The organism is Acidovorax sp. 93 (genome assembly GCF_003633835.1).
Classification (GTDB): domain Bacteria; phylum Pseudomonadota; class Gammaproteobacteria; order Burkholderiales; family Burkholderiaceae_C; genus Acidovorax; species Acidovorax facilis.
This window is the reverse complement of the sequence record NZ_RBIT01000001.1, coordinates 2297839-2314007: the sequence shown is the minus strand read 5'-3', so window position 1 is coordinate 2314007 and position 16169 is coordinate 2297839. Positions and strand designations below refer to the sequence as shown.

General features: G+C 60.4%; 22 protein-coding genes and 1 tRNA gene. 4 read left to right on the top strand and 19 right to left on the bottom strand.

Annotation, left to right across the window (positions count from 1 at the left end; translation table 11 throughout):
* Positions 1–128 precede the first annotated feature (128 nt).
* On the top strand, positions 129–812 hold the full coding sequence (locus C8C93_RS10490) for an IPTL-CTERM sorting domain-containing protein (protein WP_121506853.1): 684 nt from the start codon (positions 129–131) through the stop codon (positions 810–812).
* A 312-nt stretch (positions 813–1124) separates the two neighbouring features.
* On the opposite strand, the gene C8C93_RS10480 is transcribed toward C8C93_RS10490, so the two are convergent.
* Both C8C93_RS10480 and C8C93_RS10475 read right to left on the bottom strand, forming a co-directional pair.
* Positions 1125–1403: a hypothetical protein gene (locus tag C8C93_RS10480; protein WP_147433761.1), complete on the bottom strand. Its 279-nt coding sequence runs from the start codon at positions 1401–1403 to the stop codon at positions 1125–1127.
* Positions 1404–1720: 317 nt separating this feature from the next.
* On the bottom strand, positions 1721–2203 hold the full coding sequence (locus C8C93_RS10475; RefSeq protein WP_147433760.1) for a hypothetical protein: 483 nt from the start codon (positions 2201–2203) through the stop codon (positions 1721–1723).
* A gap of 243 nt (positions 2204–2446) precedes the next feature.
* Here C8C93_RS10475 and C8C93_RS10470 point away from each other — a divergent pair, with 243 nt between their 5' ends.
* Positions 2447–2788 carry a hypothetical protein gene (locus tag C8C93_RS10470; protein ID WP_199727014.1) on the top strand — a complete coding sequence of 114 codons (342 nt, stop codon included), beginning with the start codon at positions 2447–2449 and terminating at the stop codon, positions 2786–2788.
* A 160-nt stretch (positions 2789–2948) separates the two neighbouring features.
* Here the strand turns inward: C8C93_RS10470 and C8C93_RS10465 are convergent, their stop codons facing one another.
* The 17 genes from C8C93_RS10465 to C8C93_RS24985 all read right to left on the bottom strand — a co-directional run bounded on the left by C8C93_RS10465 (position 2949) and on the right by C8C93_RS24985 (position 13510).
* Positions 2949–3641 carry a hypothetical protein gene (locus C8C93_RS10465; RefSeq protein WP_233559321.1) on the bottom strand — a complete coding sequence of 231 codons (693 nt, stop codon included), beginning with the start codon at positions 3639–3641 and terminating at the stop codon, positions 2949–2951.
* On the bottom strand, positions 3638–3928 hold the full coding sequence (locus C8C93_RS10460) for a hypothetical protein (RefSeq protein ID WP_121506849.1): 291 nt from the start codon (positions 3926–3928) through the stop codon (positions 3638–3640). The genes C8C93_RS10465 and C8C93_RS10460 overlap by 4 nt, the downstream gene beginning before the upstream one ends.
* 191 nt (positions 3929–4119) lie before the next feature.
* Positions 4120–6531 (bottom strand): DUF3987 domain-containing protein, encoded by a 2412-nt coding sequence (locus C8C93_RS10455; protein WP_121506848.1) that lies wholly within the window; start codon positions 6529–6531, stop codon positions 4120–4122.
* Positions 6524–6817 (bottom strand): helix-turn-helix domain-containing protein, encoded by a 294-nt coding sequence (locus tag C8C93_RS10450; RefSeq protein WP_121506847.1) that lies wholly within the window; start codon positions 6815–6817, stop codon positions 6524–6526. The genes C8C93_RS10455 and C8C93_RS10450 overlap by 8 nt, the downstream gene beginning before the upstream one ends.
* 11 nt (positions 6818–6828) lie before the next feature.
* Positions 6829–7113, bottom strand: coding sequence for an AlpA family transcriptional regulator (locus C8C93_RS10445; protein ID WP_121506846.1), 285 nt, complete (start codon positions 7111–7113; stop codon positions 6829–6831).
* A gap of 10 nt (positions 7114–7123) precedes the next feature.
* Complete coding sequence (locus tag C8C93_RS10440) at positions 7124–7327, bottom strand: AlpA family transcriptional regulator (protein WP_121506845.1); 204 nt, start codon at positions 7325–7327, stop codon at positions 7124–7126.
* A 551-nt stretch (positions 7328–7878) separates the two neighbouring features.
* Positions 7879–9123 carry an integrase arm-type DNA-binding domain-containing protein gene (locus C8C93_RS10435; RefSeq protein ID WP_121506844.1) on the bottom strand — a complete coding sequence of 415 codons (1245 nt, stop codon included), beginning with the start codon at positions 9121–9123 and terminating at the stop codon, positions 7879–7881.
* A 175-nt stretch (positions 9124–9298) separates the two neighbouring features.
* Positions 9299–9375 (bottom strand) — tRNA-Arg (locus C8C93_RS10430).
* An 88-nt stretch (positions 9376–9463) separates the two neighbouring features.
* Positions 9464–10471 carry a tyrosine-type recombinase/integrase gene (locus C8C93_RS10425; RefSeq protein ID WP_121506843.1) on the bottom strand — a complete coding sequence of 336 codons (1008 nt, stop codon included), beginning with the start codon at positions 10469–10471 and terminating at the stop codon, positions 9464–9466.
* A gap of 2 nt (positions 10472–10473) precedes the next feature.
* Entirely contained in the window at positions 10474–10698 is a 225-nt protein-coding gene (locus tag C8C93_RS10420) for a DUF4224 domain-containing protein (RefSeq protein ID WP_121506842.1), read from the bottom strand.
* On the bottom strand, positions 10695–10913 hold the full coding sequence (locus tag C8C93_RS24990; protein ID WP_147433759.1) for a hypothetical protein: 219 nt from the start codon (positions 10911–10913) through the stop codon (positions 10695–10697). Before C8C93_RS24990 ends, C8C93_RS10420 begins: the two co-directional genes overlap by 4 nt.
* A gap of 64 nt (positions 10914–10977) precedes the next feature.
* A complete protein-coding gene (locus C8C93_RS10415) occupies positions 10978–11478 on the bottom strand; it encodes a DUF1643 domain-containing protein (RefSeq protein WP_121506841.1) in 501 nt (166 codons plus the stop codon).
* A 56-nt stretch (positions 11479–11534) separates the two neighbouring features.
* The gene (locus tag C8C93_RS10410) at positions 11535–12032 is read right to left on the bottom strand and encodes a hypothetical protein (RefSeq protein ID WP_121506840.1); all 498 of its coding nucleotides are present in this window, start codon (positions 12030–12032) and stop codon (positions 11535–11537) included.
* A 42-nt stretch (positions 12033–12074) separates the two neighbouring features.
* Positions 12075–12602, bottom strand: a complete 528-nt coding sequence (locus C8C93_RS10405) for a hypothetical protein (protein WP_121506839.1) — start codon at positions 12600–12602, stop codon at positions 12075–12077.
* A 35-nt stretch (positions 12603–12637) separates the two neighbouring features.
* On the bottom strand, positions 12638–12775 hold the full coding sequence (locus C8C93_RS25140; protein WP_158603266.1) for a hypothetical protein: 138 nt from the start codon (positions 12773–12775) through the stop codon (positions 12638–12640).
* A gap of 211 nt (positions 12776–12986) precedes the next feature.
* Entirely contained in the window at positions 12987–13238 is a 252-nt protein-coding gene (locus C8C93_RS10400) for a hypothetical protein (RefSeq protein WP_121506838.1), read from the bottom strand.
* Positions 13238–13510, bottom strand: coding sequence for a hypothetical protein (locus C8C93_RS24985; RefSeq protein WP_147433758.1), 273 nt, complete (start codon positions 13508–13510; stop codon positions 13238–13240). Before C8C93_RS24985 ends, C8C93_RS10400 begins: the two co-directional genes overlap by 1 nt.
* Between C8C93_RS24985 and istA the strand changes: the two genes are divergently transcribed.
* Positions 13509–15041 (top strand): IS21 family transposase, encoded by a 1533-nt coding sequence (istA, locus tag C8C93_RS10395; protein ID WP_108500128.1) that lies wholly within the window; start codon positions 13509–13511, stop codon positions 15039–15041. The two genes, C8C93_RS24985 and istA, sit on opposite strands and share 2 nt — an antisense overlap.
* Positions 15034–15930, top strand: a complete 897-nt coding sequence (gene istB / locus C8C93_RS10390) for an IS21-like element helper ATPase IstB (RefSeq protein ID WP_121506336.1) — start codon at positions 15034–15036, stop codon at positions 15928–15930. Before istA ends, istB begins: the two co-directional genes overlap by 8 nt.
* The last annotated feature ends 239 nt before the right edge of the window (positions 15931–16169 follow it).

The window sequence follows — 16169 nt, the reverse complement described above, 5'->3', positions numbered from 1 at the left end:
CGGCCGTGAGGAGCTGGGTGAGTTTGGAGCCCCGGGAGGACATAGGCAAATTCACCAGCTTGGCGCCTTGCATCGCCCTTCGGGAGCTGGAGGGGCCGACCTCTTCACCACCCCAAAACCGACGTTACATGGGCCGTGCCCGCAACTTTGGCTTAGGCTGGATCAAAGACATCCTCTACACTTCAAATGATACGTATTCTTATGAAGGGGTGGAGATGAATTTGCGAGACGTTGGCGTGGGCTTGATTTTCTTCCTGGGAGCGAACCTAGCTCAGGCTGTTTACACGATCAACATCAATCAGGTGGGTCCTGATGTCGTGATGAGTGGCTCAGGCTCGATAAACACCAGTTCTTTCTCCTCCGTGGGCCTCATTGGACCGTGTCTTCTTGGTGATGGATTCATCGGTACAAATGCCCTCTGCATTGGCTCAGACACAAACGGAGATTGGTATCCTGGGGCGCTGTCGCCTGGCATTTCGCTGCCTGCTGTAGTGCCGACCGCTGGGTCAAGCTCTTCGGGGCCCAACGTGTTTCTCCTGGGAACTGAGCTGTACCTACCGGAAAACTATGTTTCTGCGTCTCCGATCGTCAATCAAACGATTTTTGCAGGCACGACGTTGGCAGCGATTGGCCTTAACGTGGGGACTCAAACGTTGTTCGTGCCATCTGGCGACGAGATCATCATCAATGTGGGGCTAGCGCCACCCGCCGCTCCAGCTAGCATTCCCACGCTCGGTGAGTACGCCTTACTTGGACTGTCGTCATTGCTGGCTATGCTGGGCATGGTAGCTATGCGGCGTCAGCGGGGCTAAGGGACGTCCGCAATCGGAAGAAATCTGGTCCTGGGCGACGGGCCCACAGGATCTGCACCTTCATCCTCAATTTCGCCAACGTAGTCCGGCCCTGATTGGGGGAGCTGGGGCTGCGGGGGGATAGTCGGCGTCTCGGTACTGGGCGGCAGGTCGCCCGGGGGAAGGGGATAGGTCTCGGGGACCTTGTGGGCTGGGTGTTCGTTCGGGTCGGTGGCCATGGCGAGCTCCTTGTGGAAAGAGTCCATTGGGACACTCGCCTGTGTCGGCCGTCGTAGGAGGTCATCCATATAGAACGACCGTCCAGAGCTGGCTTCAGGCGTGAGCTAGTTGGTAAAAGTCCGCCAGCGGCATCTCGGTGCCATCGTGGGCCACAAGAACGCCAGCAGTGGCATCCGATACCTCTATCGGGCTGCCATTGAATTTGCCTTGCTCTGGCTTCACGCCATTCATTGGCACGCAGCCATAGAGGCGGCACAGAAGCAGATCGTCGGCCTGGGCCCTGGTCAGGACCAGCTTCTGCGGTTGCGCTGTACCGTGTGCGCGCCAGTGTGCGCGGAATGCGTTTGTCGCGCGGCGGTGGGTGTCTGCCATGCCTGGGCGGCAGGGTGGGAGGTCTACGATGTTCTGGGCGGCCATGCCTGCGATTTTGTCAGGATGGCGGAGCATCAATCGAAAATTCCTCCCCGATTCTTCCCTGGCGCAATGCAGAAAAGGTGTTTTTCAGAGCCCGGAGGAGTTCACAAAGTGCCTTGAAAACCGCATGAGTGCTGGGTTTCATGTTTTCGATTTAGAAAAGTACCGTCAAAAGTACCGTCATTGGCGAAAGTGTCCCCTTTCCGTTGCAGAAAGTCCACGCCGGATTCGGTGTCGCTCTTGTCTTCCCTTCGCCCGCGTACCTACACGCGCGCTTATCGCGGGAGCAGGTCGAATCGGATTGGATCGCATAGTCCGACCATTACGCTGCTTTTCTCCACTGCAGCTTGTGGGCCTGTTCTACTGGTGAGAACGCTGTACCTATTTCGACCGTCTTTTTCCTGAAAGAACGAATAAATTTCCGTGGTCGCACCTGGGTAGTGCACAAGAATCGAAATTGACCTGTCGGATGACCTGAGCAGTACAAGCTTTGCGCCGTCCTGCGTCATGCTGATAGGTTTGTTGCGAACATCGATGAATAGCATGTCCAGCGTCCCGGTCGGTGTCCGCACGAGCGTCAACACGCCCTCCGAGATTTTGTCATCTGACCACCCCGCATCCGCCTTTTCTGCGGTGCCGCTGAAATGTCGGTACACCTTGCCCGCAGGACTTCTACACGCTGCGATGTCCGCTTGTTGCGAATGTGCACCCGCTGTTGCGAGCAATGCGCTCAGTGCGCAGATGGCTTTGAAGTACACGTTTTTTCTCAATCTGCGTAGGCTCATCAGCGGTGTCTATCGTTGATTGGCGAATTTTCGTTTGATTGTTTTCAAACGGGGGATTTTTTCTGCGAGTGAGGATCGGTGGGGTGTCATCAAAGCCGCGAGTTCAGACTTTGCACGCCCCCCCGTGTGCGTTTCCTCTCGCACGCAAATGAGTACGAGCTCAAATAGCTTGTGTATTTGAAACGTTCCGTTACGATCTGTCGAAGGAGAACTTTCATGACCCCTTCAAAAATTGTGCTGTCAGCCGCTGTTGCAATCTTGGCTTTCGGTGCCCAAGCGCAGACGTATCAACAGATTGGTAATACGACGTACGGGAGCAATGGAACTAGCTACCAACAGATCGGAAACACCACTTACGGCAGCAATGGGACCAGCTACCAGCAGATCGGAAACACTACCTACGGTAGCAACGGAAATAGCTATCAGCAGATAGGAAACACCACGTACGGGAGCAACGGAAGCAGTGCCAGCACGATTGGCAACTCCACGTACATCAACCATGGGAATGGCAAGACTTCCACTTGCAACCGCATTGGGCAGTCGGTGTATTGCAACTAGGTTTTCAAGCGGTGGAACTGTTGAGCCTCTTGCATTCTTGAAGAGCTGTTCTCAGTGTCTCGGCTTCTTTTCGTTCAACGTATCGCGCTGCGACCGCAGCGCTTCGCGCAGCTCTTTGATTGCCCTTCGCATGGCATCCCGCTGCCCACCACGGTCAGCATTACGCGCTGCCACCGCTTTTCCTTCTAGGCTTACGGGGCCTGTGGACTGATTCCAGGGCTTCCACCGCTGGATGGCCTCGCGCTGGCGTTGTCGTTGCTCCTGCGTCCATGTGCGTGCTGCCATGCCCTGAATCCTCTAATAGTTCGTTCTGCAGTGTTTCGGTTTTTCTCACGCGCGTGCTGGTGTTTCTTGTTGTCGTTTTGTTGTTGATCTGTTGCGGCCCGTGGGCAATGTTGGCTTGCTTGGCAAAGATCACCGGCGGGTTCTTGATGGCGGCCAGTGTCTCCAGCGTGGCGCGGCACTGGCCCTGGGCCTTGAGTGCCAGCCGCATATAGCGCTCGGTCGCGTCCAGATACTCGCCCATGTTCAGCGCTGCCCGCCGGGCCATCTCGTTGAAGATGGCGTCCAGCGTTGCGGCCTGCGCCGTGAGGGTGGTTTCTGCGTGCTTGAGGTCGCCGTCGTGGGTGGTGTCCACGCGCTTCTTGAGCGTCATCACGCACTCGGTCACGTCCAGCGCACCAAACGTGCCCTTCGCAAACGTGCGTGCAGTCATTGCGTTGGCTGCAACGCTGCCCAGCGCCATTGCCGCGATCTGGGCGGCGTCAGTCTGCGCTGGGTCTTTGTGTAGCTGCAGGGTGTTGGGGTCGGGGTTGCCACTTGGCGCCGCCGGGGCCTGGGCCTTCTTCTTCATCGTGCTTGCTCCTTGAATCCTGTGCATTGCTGCAGCATCACCACCAGCCCATGCGCCAGCCCTGCGTCTGCTGGGCGGGTGCCGATGGTCGCCTGCTTCCAGTTGCCGCAGCTCCAGCGGTCCACGCCTTGCAGATGTGCGCACTCCAGGCACTGTCGGCGGTGGTCGCCGTCCCTGTCACGCAGTACCAGCTTGTCGGCCAGGGCTTCGGCATCGTCCAGGGTCAGCCCCTTGTCGGTGAAGCGCGCCAGCCGCTCCGTGAAGGTGTCAATCTCTGCCGTGTTCATCGCAGCGCCATGGGGCCAGCACCAGCGGTCAGGGTCTGCGTTTGCTTCGTTGGCCGGTGGCTGTTGTGGGGTTTTGAGGTTTTCAGAAACCCCATCGGGGCACGCTACAAAACCTACGAAACCCGGTTCTGTAGGTTTCGTAGCGTCGGCGTTCGGGGTGGGTGCCGATTTCAGGCGCTGTAGCCACTTCATCACGCGCCCCCTTTCGCCAGAGCAGGGTGCAATGCGTATCGCTCGCTGGGCCTGCCGCCCGTTGTGCCGCTGGGTGTTGCCTCGCGTTCCAGCCAGCCATAGTCGACCAGCAGGTCGGCGGCCTTGCGCACAGCGTCTGGCGTCCCAAGTCCTGCCCAGTGTTTCACCGCAATCTGTCGGGGCGTGAAGGCATCCGGCAAAGCGCCGTCGCTGTCGGCCAGTTTGCCCGCCTTGATCTTGTCCAGCAGCTGCTTGGCTGCGCTGGTTTCCGGCATCACCGCTGCGGCATACAGGCGTTCGGCATGGGTGCGCAGGTAGTCGGCCCATGCCAATGCGCGCATCAGCTCGCGCCCATGGATCAGGTGTCCACTGTCGGGTGTGTCTACCAGGGCAAAGATCAGCGCCAGGGCGGGAACCAGCTTTCGGTATTTGGCTAGGTGAGACACCAGCGCCGGGTGTAGTTCTTCACCGCGCAGCTCGGTTTCAAAAGGGATCAGCCATTCTTCAAACAATGCCTGTGCATCGGAGGTAAAGCGCCATTCCTGTGCATCGCTGTCGGTGACTGGCTGCAGTTGATTCAGGCGCTCAAACACCGCCCATGCAGCTTGTTTTGCGGGGGTGTCGGGCCACCGATCCACATAGACGAATTCGCGGTTCACATCAGGCCACACCGTCAGCCCAAAGCGCTGCAGCAAGCCGTCATCACCTGCGCCACCCGCCACGGCGTCGCGCACGTAGCTTTGCACCTTGCCGGGCTGGATGCCGCCCAGCATTGCCAGACACACGCGGGGCACAAACGATTCACCGCGCCCGATGCGGTCTACAGCATGGCCTTGGTTGCCGTCATAGCCCGTCAGGTAGAAGCCGCGTGCGCCTTCCTGCCCTTGCTTGTCCATGCTGCAAAGCAGGCCGTGGATTTCATCGCGGTAAACCAGCGTGCCCCACGGGTTCACGGTCAGCAGCTCGGCCAGTTTCTCCACCGTGGCATCGTTGACCACATAACGCCGCATGGTCGGCTCTGGTGTCATGTTGTCCGCTGGCTGCAGCAGCGCCCGCGCTTTGGCTGGGTCTTTGGCGGCTTGGGCTGCAGCCTGCTTTTCGTTGGCCTTGGCGGCCAGCTCGGCCACCTTGCAATCGAGTTGCCAGGCTTCGTGCGCAGCCTGCCATTGTTCCCGTTCTGTTTTTTCAAGGCGCTGCAGGGGCTTCAATACCTCGCTGAGTGCGGGCGACTTCATCACGCCGGGTCGCCCCACGATGGCGCCCCACAGGTTGGGGGTCACTGCCCAATCGTCGCGGGCCTTGGGCTTGACCACTGCACGCGCGCCGACCAGGCTGGATAGAGCCACCACAGCCCCCACCGCCGTAAAGTCGGGCGGGCACTGCATACGGTCTGCAATGTCTGCCACCCAGCCGCGCAGGGCCTCGGGAAGTAGCTCGGCATCAAACGGCGCCACGGGTGGCAGGCCACTGGGCAGGGGCGTGGGGTCAGGCCAGCCGCTGTCGGTGGGTGCCGTCGCTGCACTATCAATGCACGCCTTCACCGCATCCAGCCCCAGCAGTTGGTGCAGGTCGTTAAAGTCCGTCGCCTTCTCTGGACGGCTGTCGCCAAAGTCAGGTTTTGACAGGTTGCCGCCCACCGCCTGCGCCGCCTCGGCGGCTTTGGTCAGGCCGGGGTTTCCATCGGTGCGCCTGTCATCGTCGGCTGCCACGATGATGCGCAGCGCAGGGTACTTGCCGTGCAGTACCTGGGCCACGGGCAGCAGGTTGCCCGCGTTGAAGGCCACCGCCACCGCGTGCCCCGTGGCCTCATGGATACTGGCCCCGGTGGCGAAGCCCTCGCACACCACCAGCACGCCCTGGGGCTTGCCCATGGAGTGGTAGCAACCCGCCACACGCCCGCCGGGCATGAATCGCTTGTCGCCATCGGGTGCAATGGTTTGCAGGCTGTGCAATGTGCCGTCCACATCGCGCAAGGGGATCACCAGCCGCTGCCCATCACACCGTGCGCCGTGGGGCTGTATGCCCTTGCGTGCCAGGTACTCATGGTGCATGGCGGGTGCTGCGGCCTTCCACAGCGCCGCCGCTGTCTGGCGCGCCTGCTGCTGGCGTTGGGCCTGCTCTGCATCGCGCTGTGCCTTCATGGCCTTGATGCGCTGGCGGTGTGCATCGCGCTCTGCCTGGGTCATGGCTGTGTCGGGCTTGCTGCTCCAGGTCTGTGACCAGCCATTGCGCCAGCAGCCAAACACGCCCGCTGCGATGCCGTCCGGGTGCAGGACATACCAGCCCGAATCGTCGCCGCGCTTGCCGCTGGTACTGAAGCGGTGCAGGCTGCCATCGGCTTCGATGGTGGGTGGGGGTGGCAGGCCCGCCGCCTCCATCGCAGTGCTGAATCCATCAATGGCGCTATGCATGGTTACCCCCCTTGGGTTCCAGCACGTAGAGCCCCACGCGGTGTTTGCCGCCGCCTTCGGTTTCCACCGTCTGCCAGTGTGTGCGGATCACATCACCGGCATGGCGCAGTTGCATCACCCGTGCGCGCGGGTCGTAGCAGTCCGGATAGCGTGAAGCCTCAAACGTGGTGAGTGCAAAGCGGGCCAGCGCTGCCCGGATGCGCGCGCATTGCGCCGTGGTGTCGGTGCCCGGATGCGCGGCCAAAATCTCGGCCAGTGCCTGCCGCTTGGTTGCGTCGGTGTGCATGGTGTGCCCCCTTACGCATCGGCGGTGTGTTGGTTGATCCACGCGCGCACGTCGCCCACCTTCCAGGCCGTCACGCGCTCAGACAGGCGGTGCGGTTTTGGGAACGTGCCCGCCTTCACTTTGCGCCACAGGGTGGGGGCGCTGAAGGGCAGGGGAGCTAGGCTGTCGGGGCGCTTGGGGCTCTGCACCAGTTGCGCTTCGCGGATAAATGCGCTGTCGGGCAGCGCGTCGAAGCCCGTTGCACATGCTTTGGACGTGTCGCGTCCTGGCTGTTCGCCATAAGTAATTTTCTTCATGGAGCGCCCTTTACTTGCCGATAGAGGCAATGAGCGCGTCGATTTCGCTGGCTTTCCAGACGGTCACGCGGGGGGAGAGTTTGATCCCCGGTGAGAACTTGCCATCTTTCACGCCCTTCCACCAGCTGCTGCGGCTGATACCCATGCGTTGGGTGATGTGGGGTTCTACGCGGAGTAGGCTGTCAGGCTGCGTTAGTGCGGCTGTCGCTGGCATGGTTGGTCTTTCATAGCTGCGTTACAAAAAACCAAAACCCCACTAACACGCCTGTTCCACTGAACAGGTCGGTCGTGATACCCTCAAAGTCCCGTCGCTGGGAGACTTTCAAGGCCCTCGGGTTTTGGCGGTCTAGAAGGCTCCATGTGCTCGAACACTTGGGGCCTTCGCCTTTTCTGGCTTGGGCCTTTGCCTTCTGTGGATTTTCTCAAGTCCACGCAATCATCATATTTGTCTTTGCACGGCTTGCTCTATCCCCTCCGTTAGTGTCTCGGCGGTTTTGCGCCAAAGAATCGGATGGGCTACCGTTCGCTGGCGCCTCATATCGTGCATTTGCTTGCGCTATGGGCTGTTCTTTCCCTGTGCAGTCCTTAAAACGCGGGGGTCAGTTGACACAAAGTATTACTTCTGAACCCTATGAAGAAGTCGAACAGCATGTCGTCTCCGAAGTTGCTGTGAATGTCGTGGTCTTTATCGTCGGATTTGCTTGTTGAACTTGTCGAGGAAATGTTGCGAAAATATTTGCGATCCAGTGTGGGTTGCCGGGTGTTTCATGCCGTGTACCTAAGAGGGACCACGTCTGCCCCTTTGCGCAGCTTGTCCAGATAGTCCGCCCACTCTTTCATCATCCTGCGCCGCTGCTCCATGAATTCCGCCCGGTCGTAGGCTGCCCCCAGCGGCCCCGATTTGCCGTGCGCCAGTTGGGCTTCGATCACATCCGCAGATATGCCATGGATGCGCTCAATCATCAGCGTGCGCGCCATCGCCCGGAACCCGTGGGCGCTCATCTCGTCGGAGGCAAAGCCCATGCGCCGCAGGGCTGCATTGATGGTGTTGTCGCTCATGGCCCGCTCGCCCGTGCGCAGGCTGGGGAATACATAGCGGCCATGGCCGGTGAGGGGCTGTAGCTCTTTCAGGATGGCGATGGCCTGCGGGGCCAGGGGCACAAAGTGCGGCCTGCCGTTGAGCTTCTGCGCCAGCCGCCGCTTCATGTCTTGGGATGGAATGGTCAGCAAGGCCTTGTCAAAGTCGATCCACGCCCATTCCATCTGCCGGATGTTGCCGGGGCGCTGAAAGAGCAGGGCAGAAAGCGCCAGCGCCGCCTTGGTCATGGGCTGGCCGGTGTAGCCATCAATGGCCCGCAGCAGCTCGCCCGCCTTGGCAGGCTCCAGCACGGCAGCCATGTGCTTGACCAAGATGGGCTTTAAGGCGCCGTGCAGGTCGGTCACGGGGCTGCGCTCGCAGCGCCCGGTCTGCACGCCGTAGCGGAACACCTGCCCGGCGGTCTGGCGCAGGGTGTGGGCGGTTTCGTTGGCGCCGCGCTTCTCCACCTTGCGCAGTGCGTCCAGCAACACGGGGGCGGTGATGGCTGGCAAGGTCAGCTTGCCGATGTGGGGGAACAGGTCTTTCTCCATGCGCTCGATCCACCGTGCCGCGTAGCGGGGGCTCCAGCCGCTGGCCTGGGTGGCGTGGAATTCGCGGGCCACGGCTTCAAAGGTGTTGGCTGCGGCTACGCGGGTTGCCAGCTTCTCGGCCTTCTTGGCTGCGCTGGGGTCGAGTCCTTCGGCCAGGAGTTCGCGGGCGTCGTCACGGCGCTTTCGGGCTTTGGCTAGAGAGACTTCGGGGTACACGCCTAATGCAAGTGTTTTGCGTTTTTCTGCGTGGGTGTAGTCCATGCGCCAGTACCTGCCGCTGGCCTTGACCAGCAGGTACATGCCCCCGCCATCGGCGTACTTGTCTCCGCTGGCTTTGCCGCTGTGCTTCACCTGTCTAACGAATGTGTCTGTGAGTGCCATTGCTTCCCCTGCTAACGGTATCTGGGGTGCGGTACTTCAGAGATACCGTCAGAGATACCGTTTTTTTGACGGTATCTCATGGTACGTAGTGAAATGGCCTGAGACAACAAAAAACCCGCGATGCTAGGAAACATGCGGGCTCTGAGAGGTTGTGAGACTGTCTGAAATGCTACTTTGGCCTGCCCGGAGGGACTCGAACCCCCGACCTATAGCTTAGAAGGCTATTGCTCTATCCAGTTGAGCTACGGGCAGTAATGTTTTCAGCGATAGCGCTTACTAACTTATTGCGTATTGCTACGCAAATTCACCTTATGCAGGTGCCGAATCATACCTGTTGCGCCTACCTGGTCGGACCAACAACACGGCCTTTTCGCAGGTAGTGGCGCTGGGTGGTTGTCACGCTGTCGTGGCCTAGGAGCTCTGCCGCCGCCGCCTCGCCCCGCACTTCCGACACATCGTCTGCAGCCTTGGCCCGCAGGTCGTAGAACCGCATGGTTTTGATCTGGTCTGCAAGCTTTGGATTCAGCTTGGCCGCCTTCTTCCGAGCCCGCTTGTAGACCTCTGCCAACGCCTTCTGAGAAAGCGCTTCCCCGGCCTGGTTCACCACAAGCGCAGAGCTCCACATCTTGCAGGCATCCTTGCGGGCCTTGATGCGGTCCAGCAATACAGCCAGTTCTCCTTCTATCCGGATGCGCAGCTTCGCCCCGGTCTTCCCTTGGGTGACTTTCAGCCGACCGTCTTCAATGTCGCCGTCCGTCATGCCCACGGTGTCGGCGGGGCGCTGGCCAGTGAGGTAGGCCAAATCCATCGCGTCTCGCAGCGGCCACGACGCGACGTTCCACACCGCACGGAACACCTCGTCGGTGATGTACTGCTCGCGCTTTTTTACCGGCAGGCCCTTGATCCCCATGCATGGGTTTGCTTTCTCGGTGTAACCCCAGGCCCTTGCCATGTTGAACATGTGCGAGAACGTGCGCTTGAGCCGGTTTGCCGTGGTGGGCTGGTGCTTCTTCCACTGCAGCAGGGCATGGATGTGGCTGGGCTTGATCTCGTCCAGTGGCGCAGGGGATGGCAAGCAAAATAACTCACGAAGCAGATTGATGTCGGACGACTGCAGTACCTGCGTGCTTTTGGCCTTCAATGGCACCACCTCGCGTTCGTACTTGTCCGCCAGGGATGCAAAGTTTGCAACGGCTGCTTTCTCGGTGGTCGCGATCAATTCGGACCACTTGCGCACGGCCAGCACGTAGTCTTTCCCAAGGGGGATCTCCTTGCGAGGCTTCCCGCCCTTGTCGAAGTAGTAGTACGTGATGCCCGAGCGATGGGTTCTTGAGCGGAAATATTGCATGGTCAGGCCAAGGCCGGTTCCCAGCCCTTGTGTTGTTGTGGTGGTTGTTGGGCCCCGCCCTCGATGACGGCGCGCGCCACCACCGGGCAGCCACGGGCGTTGACGAAGTGGGGGATTTTCATGCGCTTGAGCTCGGCAACTTGCAGCTGCTCACGGATCTTGCCGCCTTTTCCGATGCGGACCCCGGTAAGGTCCGCGATCTCGCGCTGATTCAGGAATGTGCTCATGGTGCTACCACCTCCAAAGAATTCCAACGGTCGCAAATTGCCTGCGCCCTGGTTTGGGTTGTGAACTTCGCCCCTGGCTTGTGCGCGAATGAGAGGACGTTGAACCCGTCTGCATTGCAAACGCAGGAGCCGATTGAATAGGTCTCAACGCTGTATGGCGATTTGGCGAGGCCTGGGGAGATCCGCGCGCCATCAATGGCCTGTTGTTCTGTCATGGTGTCTTTCTCCTGTGTTCTCGTTCCGGCTGGCCGCCGTAGTAGATGCGGGCGATTCCGGCTTTCATGGCGCGTACTCAGTGCACCAAGGGACAAGTGGTGTGTCGTACCCGAGCATCAGAGGGTGCAGTGGGTCGCCCGCCTTTGTGAGGCCGAAGCAACGCACGGGCTTGCCAGACGACAGCAGCGCGTCCGCCAGCACGTCGAAGAAATCCTGCAACGCGGGCGGCACCTTCGATGTGTTGCCCCAGCACGGCACAAGGATGTCGGCCTCCGTGATGATGTCGGTGATGTGGTCGCCGATGTCGGGGCCGTGAGGGTCTTCAACTTTGGCAAGTTCCTTCACGTCTGTGGCGCGGTAGGCGAACACGTTGCCCACGACGTAGCGCGATGCGCCCCAGCGCTTGCAGAAGCCAGTCCACTTGCGCACAGTGGCATCGTCAAGGCTGGCATCAGCGGTGCTTGGATTCACGCCGAAAAACGCATAAACGGGGCCATCGCCCATGGTGAGCTGGCGATCCAGGCGGTAGCGGTACAGACCGCAGGGGGACAGGATTGCACTCATGTAGATCTCCAAAAAAATAGGCCCCTCTCGGAGCCCTGGTGTGGTGTGTTTGCCTGTTAGGCGGTGGTGGGTGGTTGATCCTGTGGGGCCGCTCTGAGAAACGGAATCCCGTGCTCACGATGCCAGCCCTCAATTACTGCATCGATGTATTCCTCTGGGACAGCAAGGCGCCCATTGCGGTGCTCCAAAGTCGGCGGCAGCCGCATGTTGTTGCGTGCTGCGTGGTCGCACTCGCTGCGCAGCATCTGGATCAGGCTTTCCTCGCGCTGAGTGATTGCGGGATGGCTGGGCGTTGGTGGCTGAACCCGGTAGCGCTCCGGCATCTGCGAAACCGTCTTGATTTCGTTCAGTGTGTGGCTCGGGTGCTGGTAGGTCCACGTACCCTCTGGCGCTTGCCATTCGACGGGATGACCGTCAGCAATCGCCCGCAGGATCTCCGCATAAGCGACGTATGCGCGTGGGCCGTGTGAACAGGCTTCGGTGTAGGCGTCAAGGGCGGCTTGGTCTTCCACCCTGTAGATCTGCACGCCTGGGATCTTTGAAAAATCATCCATATCGTTCTCCAAAAAATAAAGCCCCTTAGAGGGGCGGTGTGGTTAAGCGGCCTGCTTTTCAAGCCGTTCTAGTTCGGCACACAGTCTGTTGATTTGCGTCTCCGCTCGCGCTTTGGCTGCGTCAATTTCTGCCTTCTTCGCTTCCTTCTCTATCTGAGTCGCTTCCGCTTCCGTCATCAGGCCCGCTGCTACAAGGTCTGCCGGGTTGAGGTAGTCGGCCAGACCCTTTGATGGTGGGCCCCATGCCCGCATGGTGTCTACGCTGATGTAGCTGTCATCGACATCGCGCTGTGATTCAAGCGCCAAGAATGAACCATCAGCGCAAAGGATGACAACTTGCGCGCGGCGCAGATCAGAATCAAAAACATGGCTCACTGTTCTGCCAACCAGGCCGTCAATGCTGCTGAGCTGGGCGCCGCCCGGTTTTCCGACGACCGTGTGCACCTCAAGTGCTGCTCTAGCCTCTCGCATCAAAGAGTCTGGAAGGTGGCTCCTTGCATCAGTCCGGCGCAATCCCTCAACCTCGTCAATGATCGCGCCAAGAATTTCGATTGGTCCGCGCTCTTGCATCTCGCTTCTCCAATAAAAAAGCCGCTCAGTGGCGGCTAGTGAAAAGTGTGAATCGGTTCCGGTTCCTCCGGCTCCGGTGGTGGCTTGTCGGCTTCATCCCGCTGTTCCTGCCAGCGCTGCGCCTCCCAACGGTCGCGCTTGTCGTCTCGGTTATGTTTGTGTTGATGGCTCATTGGATCCACTCCTTAACGTTGCTTGGATCGGTCGATGCATACACTGCGTCAAACTGCGCATCGCCATTCGGATTGCAGGCGCAATTTGCAGCGGGAGCGCCGCAGTTACAGCCGCCCCTTGTCGTTACGGCTGATGGCTGGCCCGGGTGCGCCTCGCATACCCAGCCGGAATCGGCGCAGATTTCACAGGGCTTGGATTTGGCTGCGGATCTCATGGCTTCGCCTCGTCATCAAGATCAATGGTGAACTGCTCACCTGTTTTCGGGTCCGTGCAGTCCACCCCGGTAATGACTCCGGGCCGGTTGTCGTCGCGCCACACCAACCCAGTTGACTCACCGCCAGCAGCTTCGAGCAGTTTGCTGTAGACATACCATGTGTATAGATCAGGAAGCATCCTCGCGAACTGATCCTCTGTCAGCTTGAGCATGTCGGTCACATGGTTCAGTGTGAATTCTTCGTCCATCACTCGCCTCCTTTCTGCGCCGTAGTGGCGTCATTTCCTTCTCCTTTGACTGGGTGTGCGGTTTCGTTTGCTCGCGCATCGCACTTTTCACACCATGTCGGGCGCTTCGGGAAGTGATCGCCAAAGGGCTTGCGCCAGTCGTCCAGAGGTATGGAAGTGTTGGTGCCGATGCAATCTTGACCAGCTAAACCGCAAAGTGCCAATCCAATATTGACCAGGGTGTTCCACTGACCTGCTGAGAATTTCAGCAGGGGATTCAAGGTGATCACCATGGACATGATTGGCAAGGTCAGGCGCATGAGGCTGCGCGACCAACTCTCTCTCAGCGAGATCGCAAAGCGCACAGGCCTGTCGCGCAACACGGTCAAGAAGTGGCTCAAGGCGCCCGGCGATGTTGTGCCGAAGTACGAGCGGGTGAAGCTCGATGGCAAGCTAACTGCGTTCGAGCCGATCCTGCATCAAGCGCTCACGACCGACAGCCATCGCCCCAAGCAGGGACGGCGCAGCGGCCGAGCTTTGTTTGCTCAGATACAGGCCCAGGGCTATCGCGGCGGCTACAGCGCCGTCACCGACTACATCCGGCGCTGGCGGGTGGAGTCCGCAGCCAGTCCGGCCAAGGCGTTCGTTCCGATGAGCTTCGAGCTGGGCGAGGCCTTCCAGTTCGACTGGAGCGTCGAAGCCATGCTCGTCGGCGGTGTGTTCTACAACGTGCAAGTGGCGCACCTGAAGCTGTGCGCCAGCCGGGCCTTCTGGCTGGTGGCCTACCCCAGCCAGGGTCATGAGATGCTGTTCGACGCGCACACACGCTCGTTCCAGGCACTAGGTGGCGTCACCCGACGCGGCATCTACGACAACATGCGCACCGCTGTGGACAAGGTGCAGCGTGGCAAGCAGCGCACCGTCAACGCGCGCTTCGCAGCCATGTGCAGTCACTACCTGTTCGATGCCGACTTCTGCAACGTCGCCTCGGGATGGGAGAAGGGGGTGGTGGAGAAGAACGTGCAGGACAGCCGCAGGCGCATCTGGATCGAAGCCGCGACCCGTCGCTTCGGCTCGTTCATCGAACTCAATGCCTGGCTGAGCGAGCGATGTCGTTCGGTGTGGAGCGACACCACGCACCCGATCCATCGGCAGTTCACCGTGGCCGAGATGTGGGAGTTGGAGAAGCCTCACCTCATGTCCATGCCGGCCCCCTTCGACGGCTACGTCGAACGGTTGGCCCGGGTCAGCAGCACCTGCCTGGTGGCTGCCGCTCGCAACCGCTATTCCGTGCCGTGCGAGTGGGCCGGCCACATCGTCAGCACCCGCGTCTATCCCGAGCGAATCGATGTGGCGGCCGCGGACGCCGTCGTCGCGAGTCACGCCCGGCTGCCGGGCAGCGGCCAGACCAGCTACGATTGGCAGCACTACATCGACCTGGTGCAGCGCAAACCGGGCGCCTTGCGCAACGGCACGCCGTTCCTGGACCTGCCGGCGCCGTTGCTGCGTTTGCGCCAGTCGCTGCTCAGGCACCCTGGAGGAGACCGGGTCATGGCACAGGTGCTGGCCGTGGTGCCGCAGGCCGGGCTGGAAGCGGTGCTGGTGGCCATCGAGCTGGTACTCGAAGGCAGGACCCCCAGCGGCAGCATTAGCGTGGAACACGTGCGCAACGTGCTGGCCCGCTTGAACAACCCGGCCACGCCGGCGCAAGCGCAGACGTCCTTGCAACTCACCCAGGCGCCCAAGGCCGATACCGCGCGTTATGACCGGCTGCGCCCCACCCACCAGGATCATCTAGACGGGCAGGAGGTGGGCCATGCGTGAGACCTCCATCGATGTACAGGCCCAACTGAAGGCGCTGCGGCTCAACGGCATGGCCACGGCTTGGGCCGATCTGACGGAGCAAGGCGGCGATACGGCCTTGGCTGCATCACGCTGGCTGGTGGAGCACCTGCTGCAGGCTGAAGATGCTGATCGGGCGATGCGTTCCATCGCCCATCAGATGAAGGCGGCACGCTTCCCGATGCACCGCGACCTGGCTGGGTTCGACTTCACCGTCGCGCCGGTCGACCGCGCGTTGATCCAGAAACTGGCGGACCTCTCGTTCACGCAGGATGCGCAGAACGTGGTGCTGGTCGGCGGCCCAGGCACCGGCAAAACCCACCTGGCCACGGCGCTGGGAATTGCTGGGCTCACCCGGCACGCCAAGCGAGTGCGGTTCTACTCCACGGTCGATCTGGTCAATGCCCTGGAGCATGAGAAGAGCCAGGGCCGTGCCGGACGCATCGCCATGAGTCTGGTGCGCATGGACCTGGTCGTGCTCGACGAGTTAGGTTACCTGCCCTTCAGCCAGGCCGGTGGTGCCTTGTTGTTCCACCTGCTGTCCAAGCTGTACGAGCACACCAGCGTGATGATCACCACCAACCTGACGTTCGCGGAGTGGTCCACGGTGTTCGGCGATGACAAGATGACCACCGCGTTGCTGGATCGCTTGACCCATCACTGCCACATCATCGAGACCGGCAACGAGTCCTACCGCTTCCGCCACAGCACGCACGAAGCCAAGGGGCGCATCAAGGCTCGTGAGCAGACCAAGAAGGCAGTGGCCGCCCAGGTTAGCGAGACCGCGGAGGAAGGGGCCTCGCCTGACGGCTCGGCAATACCAACCACCAGTTCAAAAAAAGGAGGCCCTACCGAAGCATCCACCCTATAGTTATCCACAGCTGGTTTCTAATGGAACCAGCTTTAGCCCCTGGTCAATGTTCGACTGGCACTGCTGATCACGTTTGCACTGGCACTAACAGAGCATGGCTTTCTGGAGGAGCGCGAGCGCCCATCCTCCAAGGGTGGAATGAAGAAGTTCAAGGTGTGCACCGACATGGAGTACGGCAAGAACCTCACTAGCCCGAACAACCCACGCGAGACGCAGCCACATTGGTACGTCAGCAAGTT

What these genes read in the sequence shown, in the direction of transcription:
- C8C93_RS10450 (WP_121506847.1), bottom strand. Translation starts at nt 6,817, where the DNA reads ATGCACACCGACGCAACCAAGCGGCAGGCACTGGCCGAGATTTTGGCC.
- C8C93_RS10445 (WP_121506846.1), bottom strand. Translation starts at nt 7,113, where the DNA reads ATGAAGAAAATTACTTATGGCGAACAGCCAGGACGCGACACGTCCAAA.
- C8C93_RS10490 (WP_121506853.1), top strand. Translation starts at nt 129, where the DNA reads ATGGGCCGTGCCCGCAACTTTGGCTTAGGCTGGATCAAAGACATCCTC.
- C8C93_RS10405 (WP_121506839.1), bottom strand. Translation starts at nt 12,602, where the DNA reads ATGCAAGAGCGCGGACCAATCGAAATTCTTGGCGCGATCATTGACGAG.
- C8C93_RS10400 (WP_121506838.1), bottom strand. Translation starts at nt 13,238, where the DNA reads ATGGACGAAGAATTCACACTGAACCATGTGACCGACATGCTCAAGCTG.
- C8C93_RS10455 (WP_121506848.1), bottom strand. Translation starts at nt 6,531, where the DNA reads ATGCATAGCGCCATTGATGGATTCAGCACTGCGATGGAGGCGGCGGGC.
- C8C93_RS10460 (WP_121506849.1), bottom strand. Translation starts at nt 3,928, where the DNA reads ATGAACACGGCAGAGATTGACACCTTCACGGAGCGGCTGGCGCGCTTC.
- C8C93_RS10440 (WP_121506845.1), bottom strand. Translation starts at nt 7,327, where the DNA reads ATGCCAGCGACAGCCGCACTAACGCAGCCTGACAGCCTACTCCGCGTA.
- C8C93_RS10480 (WP_147433761.1), bottom strand. Translation starts at nt 1,403, where the DNA reads ATGGCAGACACCCACCGCCGCGCGACAAACGCATTCCGCGCACACTGG.
- C8C93_RS10420 (WP_121506842.1), bottom strand. Translation starts at nt 10,698, where the DNA reads ATGAGCACATTCCTGAATCAGCGCGAGATCGCGGACCTTACCGGGGTC.
- C8C93_RS10435 (WP_121506844.1), bottom strand. Translation starts at nt 9,123, where the DNA reads ATGGCACTCACAGACACATTCGTTAGACAGGTGAAGCACAGCGGCAAA.
- C8C93_RS24985 (WP_147433758.1), bottom strand. Translation starts at nt 13,510, where the DNA reads ATGGTGATCACCTTGAATCCCCTGCTGAAATTCTCAGCAGGTCAGTGG.
- C8C93_RS10410 (WP_121506840.1), bottom strand. Translation starts at nt 12,032, where the DNA reads ATGGATGATTTTTCAAAGATCCCAGGCGTGCAGATCTACAGGGTGGAA.
- C8C93_RS10470 (WP_199727014.1), top strand. Translation starts at nt 2,447, where the DNA reads ATGACCCCTTCAAAAATTGTGCTGTCAGCCGCTGTTGCAATCTTGGCT.
- istB (WP_121506336.1), top strand. Translation starts at nt 15,034, where the DNA reads ATGCGTGAGACCTCCATCGATGTACAGGCCCAACTGAAGGCGCTGCGG.
- C8C93_RS10465 (WP_233559321.1), bottom strand. Translation starts at nt 3,641, where the DNA reads ATGAAGAAGAAGGCCCAGGCCCCGGCGGCGCCAAGTGGCAACCCCGAC.
- istA (WP_108500128.1), top strand. Translation starts at nt 13,509, where the DNA reads ATGGACATGATTGGCAAGGTCAGGCGCATGAGGCTGCGCGACCAACTC.
- C8C93_RS25140 (WP_158603266.1), bottom strand. Translation starts at nt 12,775, where the DNA reads ATGAGCCATCAACACAAACATAACCGAGACGACAAGCGCGACCGTTGG.
- C8C93_RS24990 (WP_147433759.1), bottom strand. Translation starts at nt 10,913, where the DNA reads ATGACAGAACAACAGGCCATTGATGGCGCGCGGATCTCCCCAGGCCTC.
- C8C93_RS10425 (WP_121506843.1), bottom strand. Translation starts at nt 10,471, where the DNA reads ATGCAATATTTCCGCTCAAGAACCCATCGCTCGGGCATCACGTACTAC.
- C8C93_RS10415 (WP_121506841.1), bottom strand. Translation starts at nt 11,478, where the DNA reads ATGAGTGCAATCCTGTCCCCCTGCGGTCTGTACCGCTACCGCCTGGAT.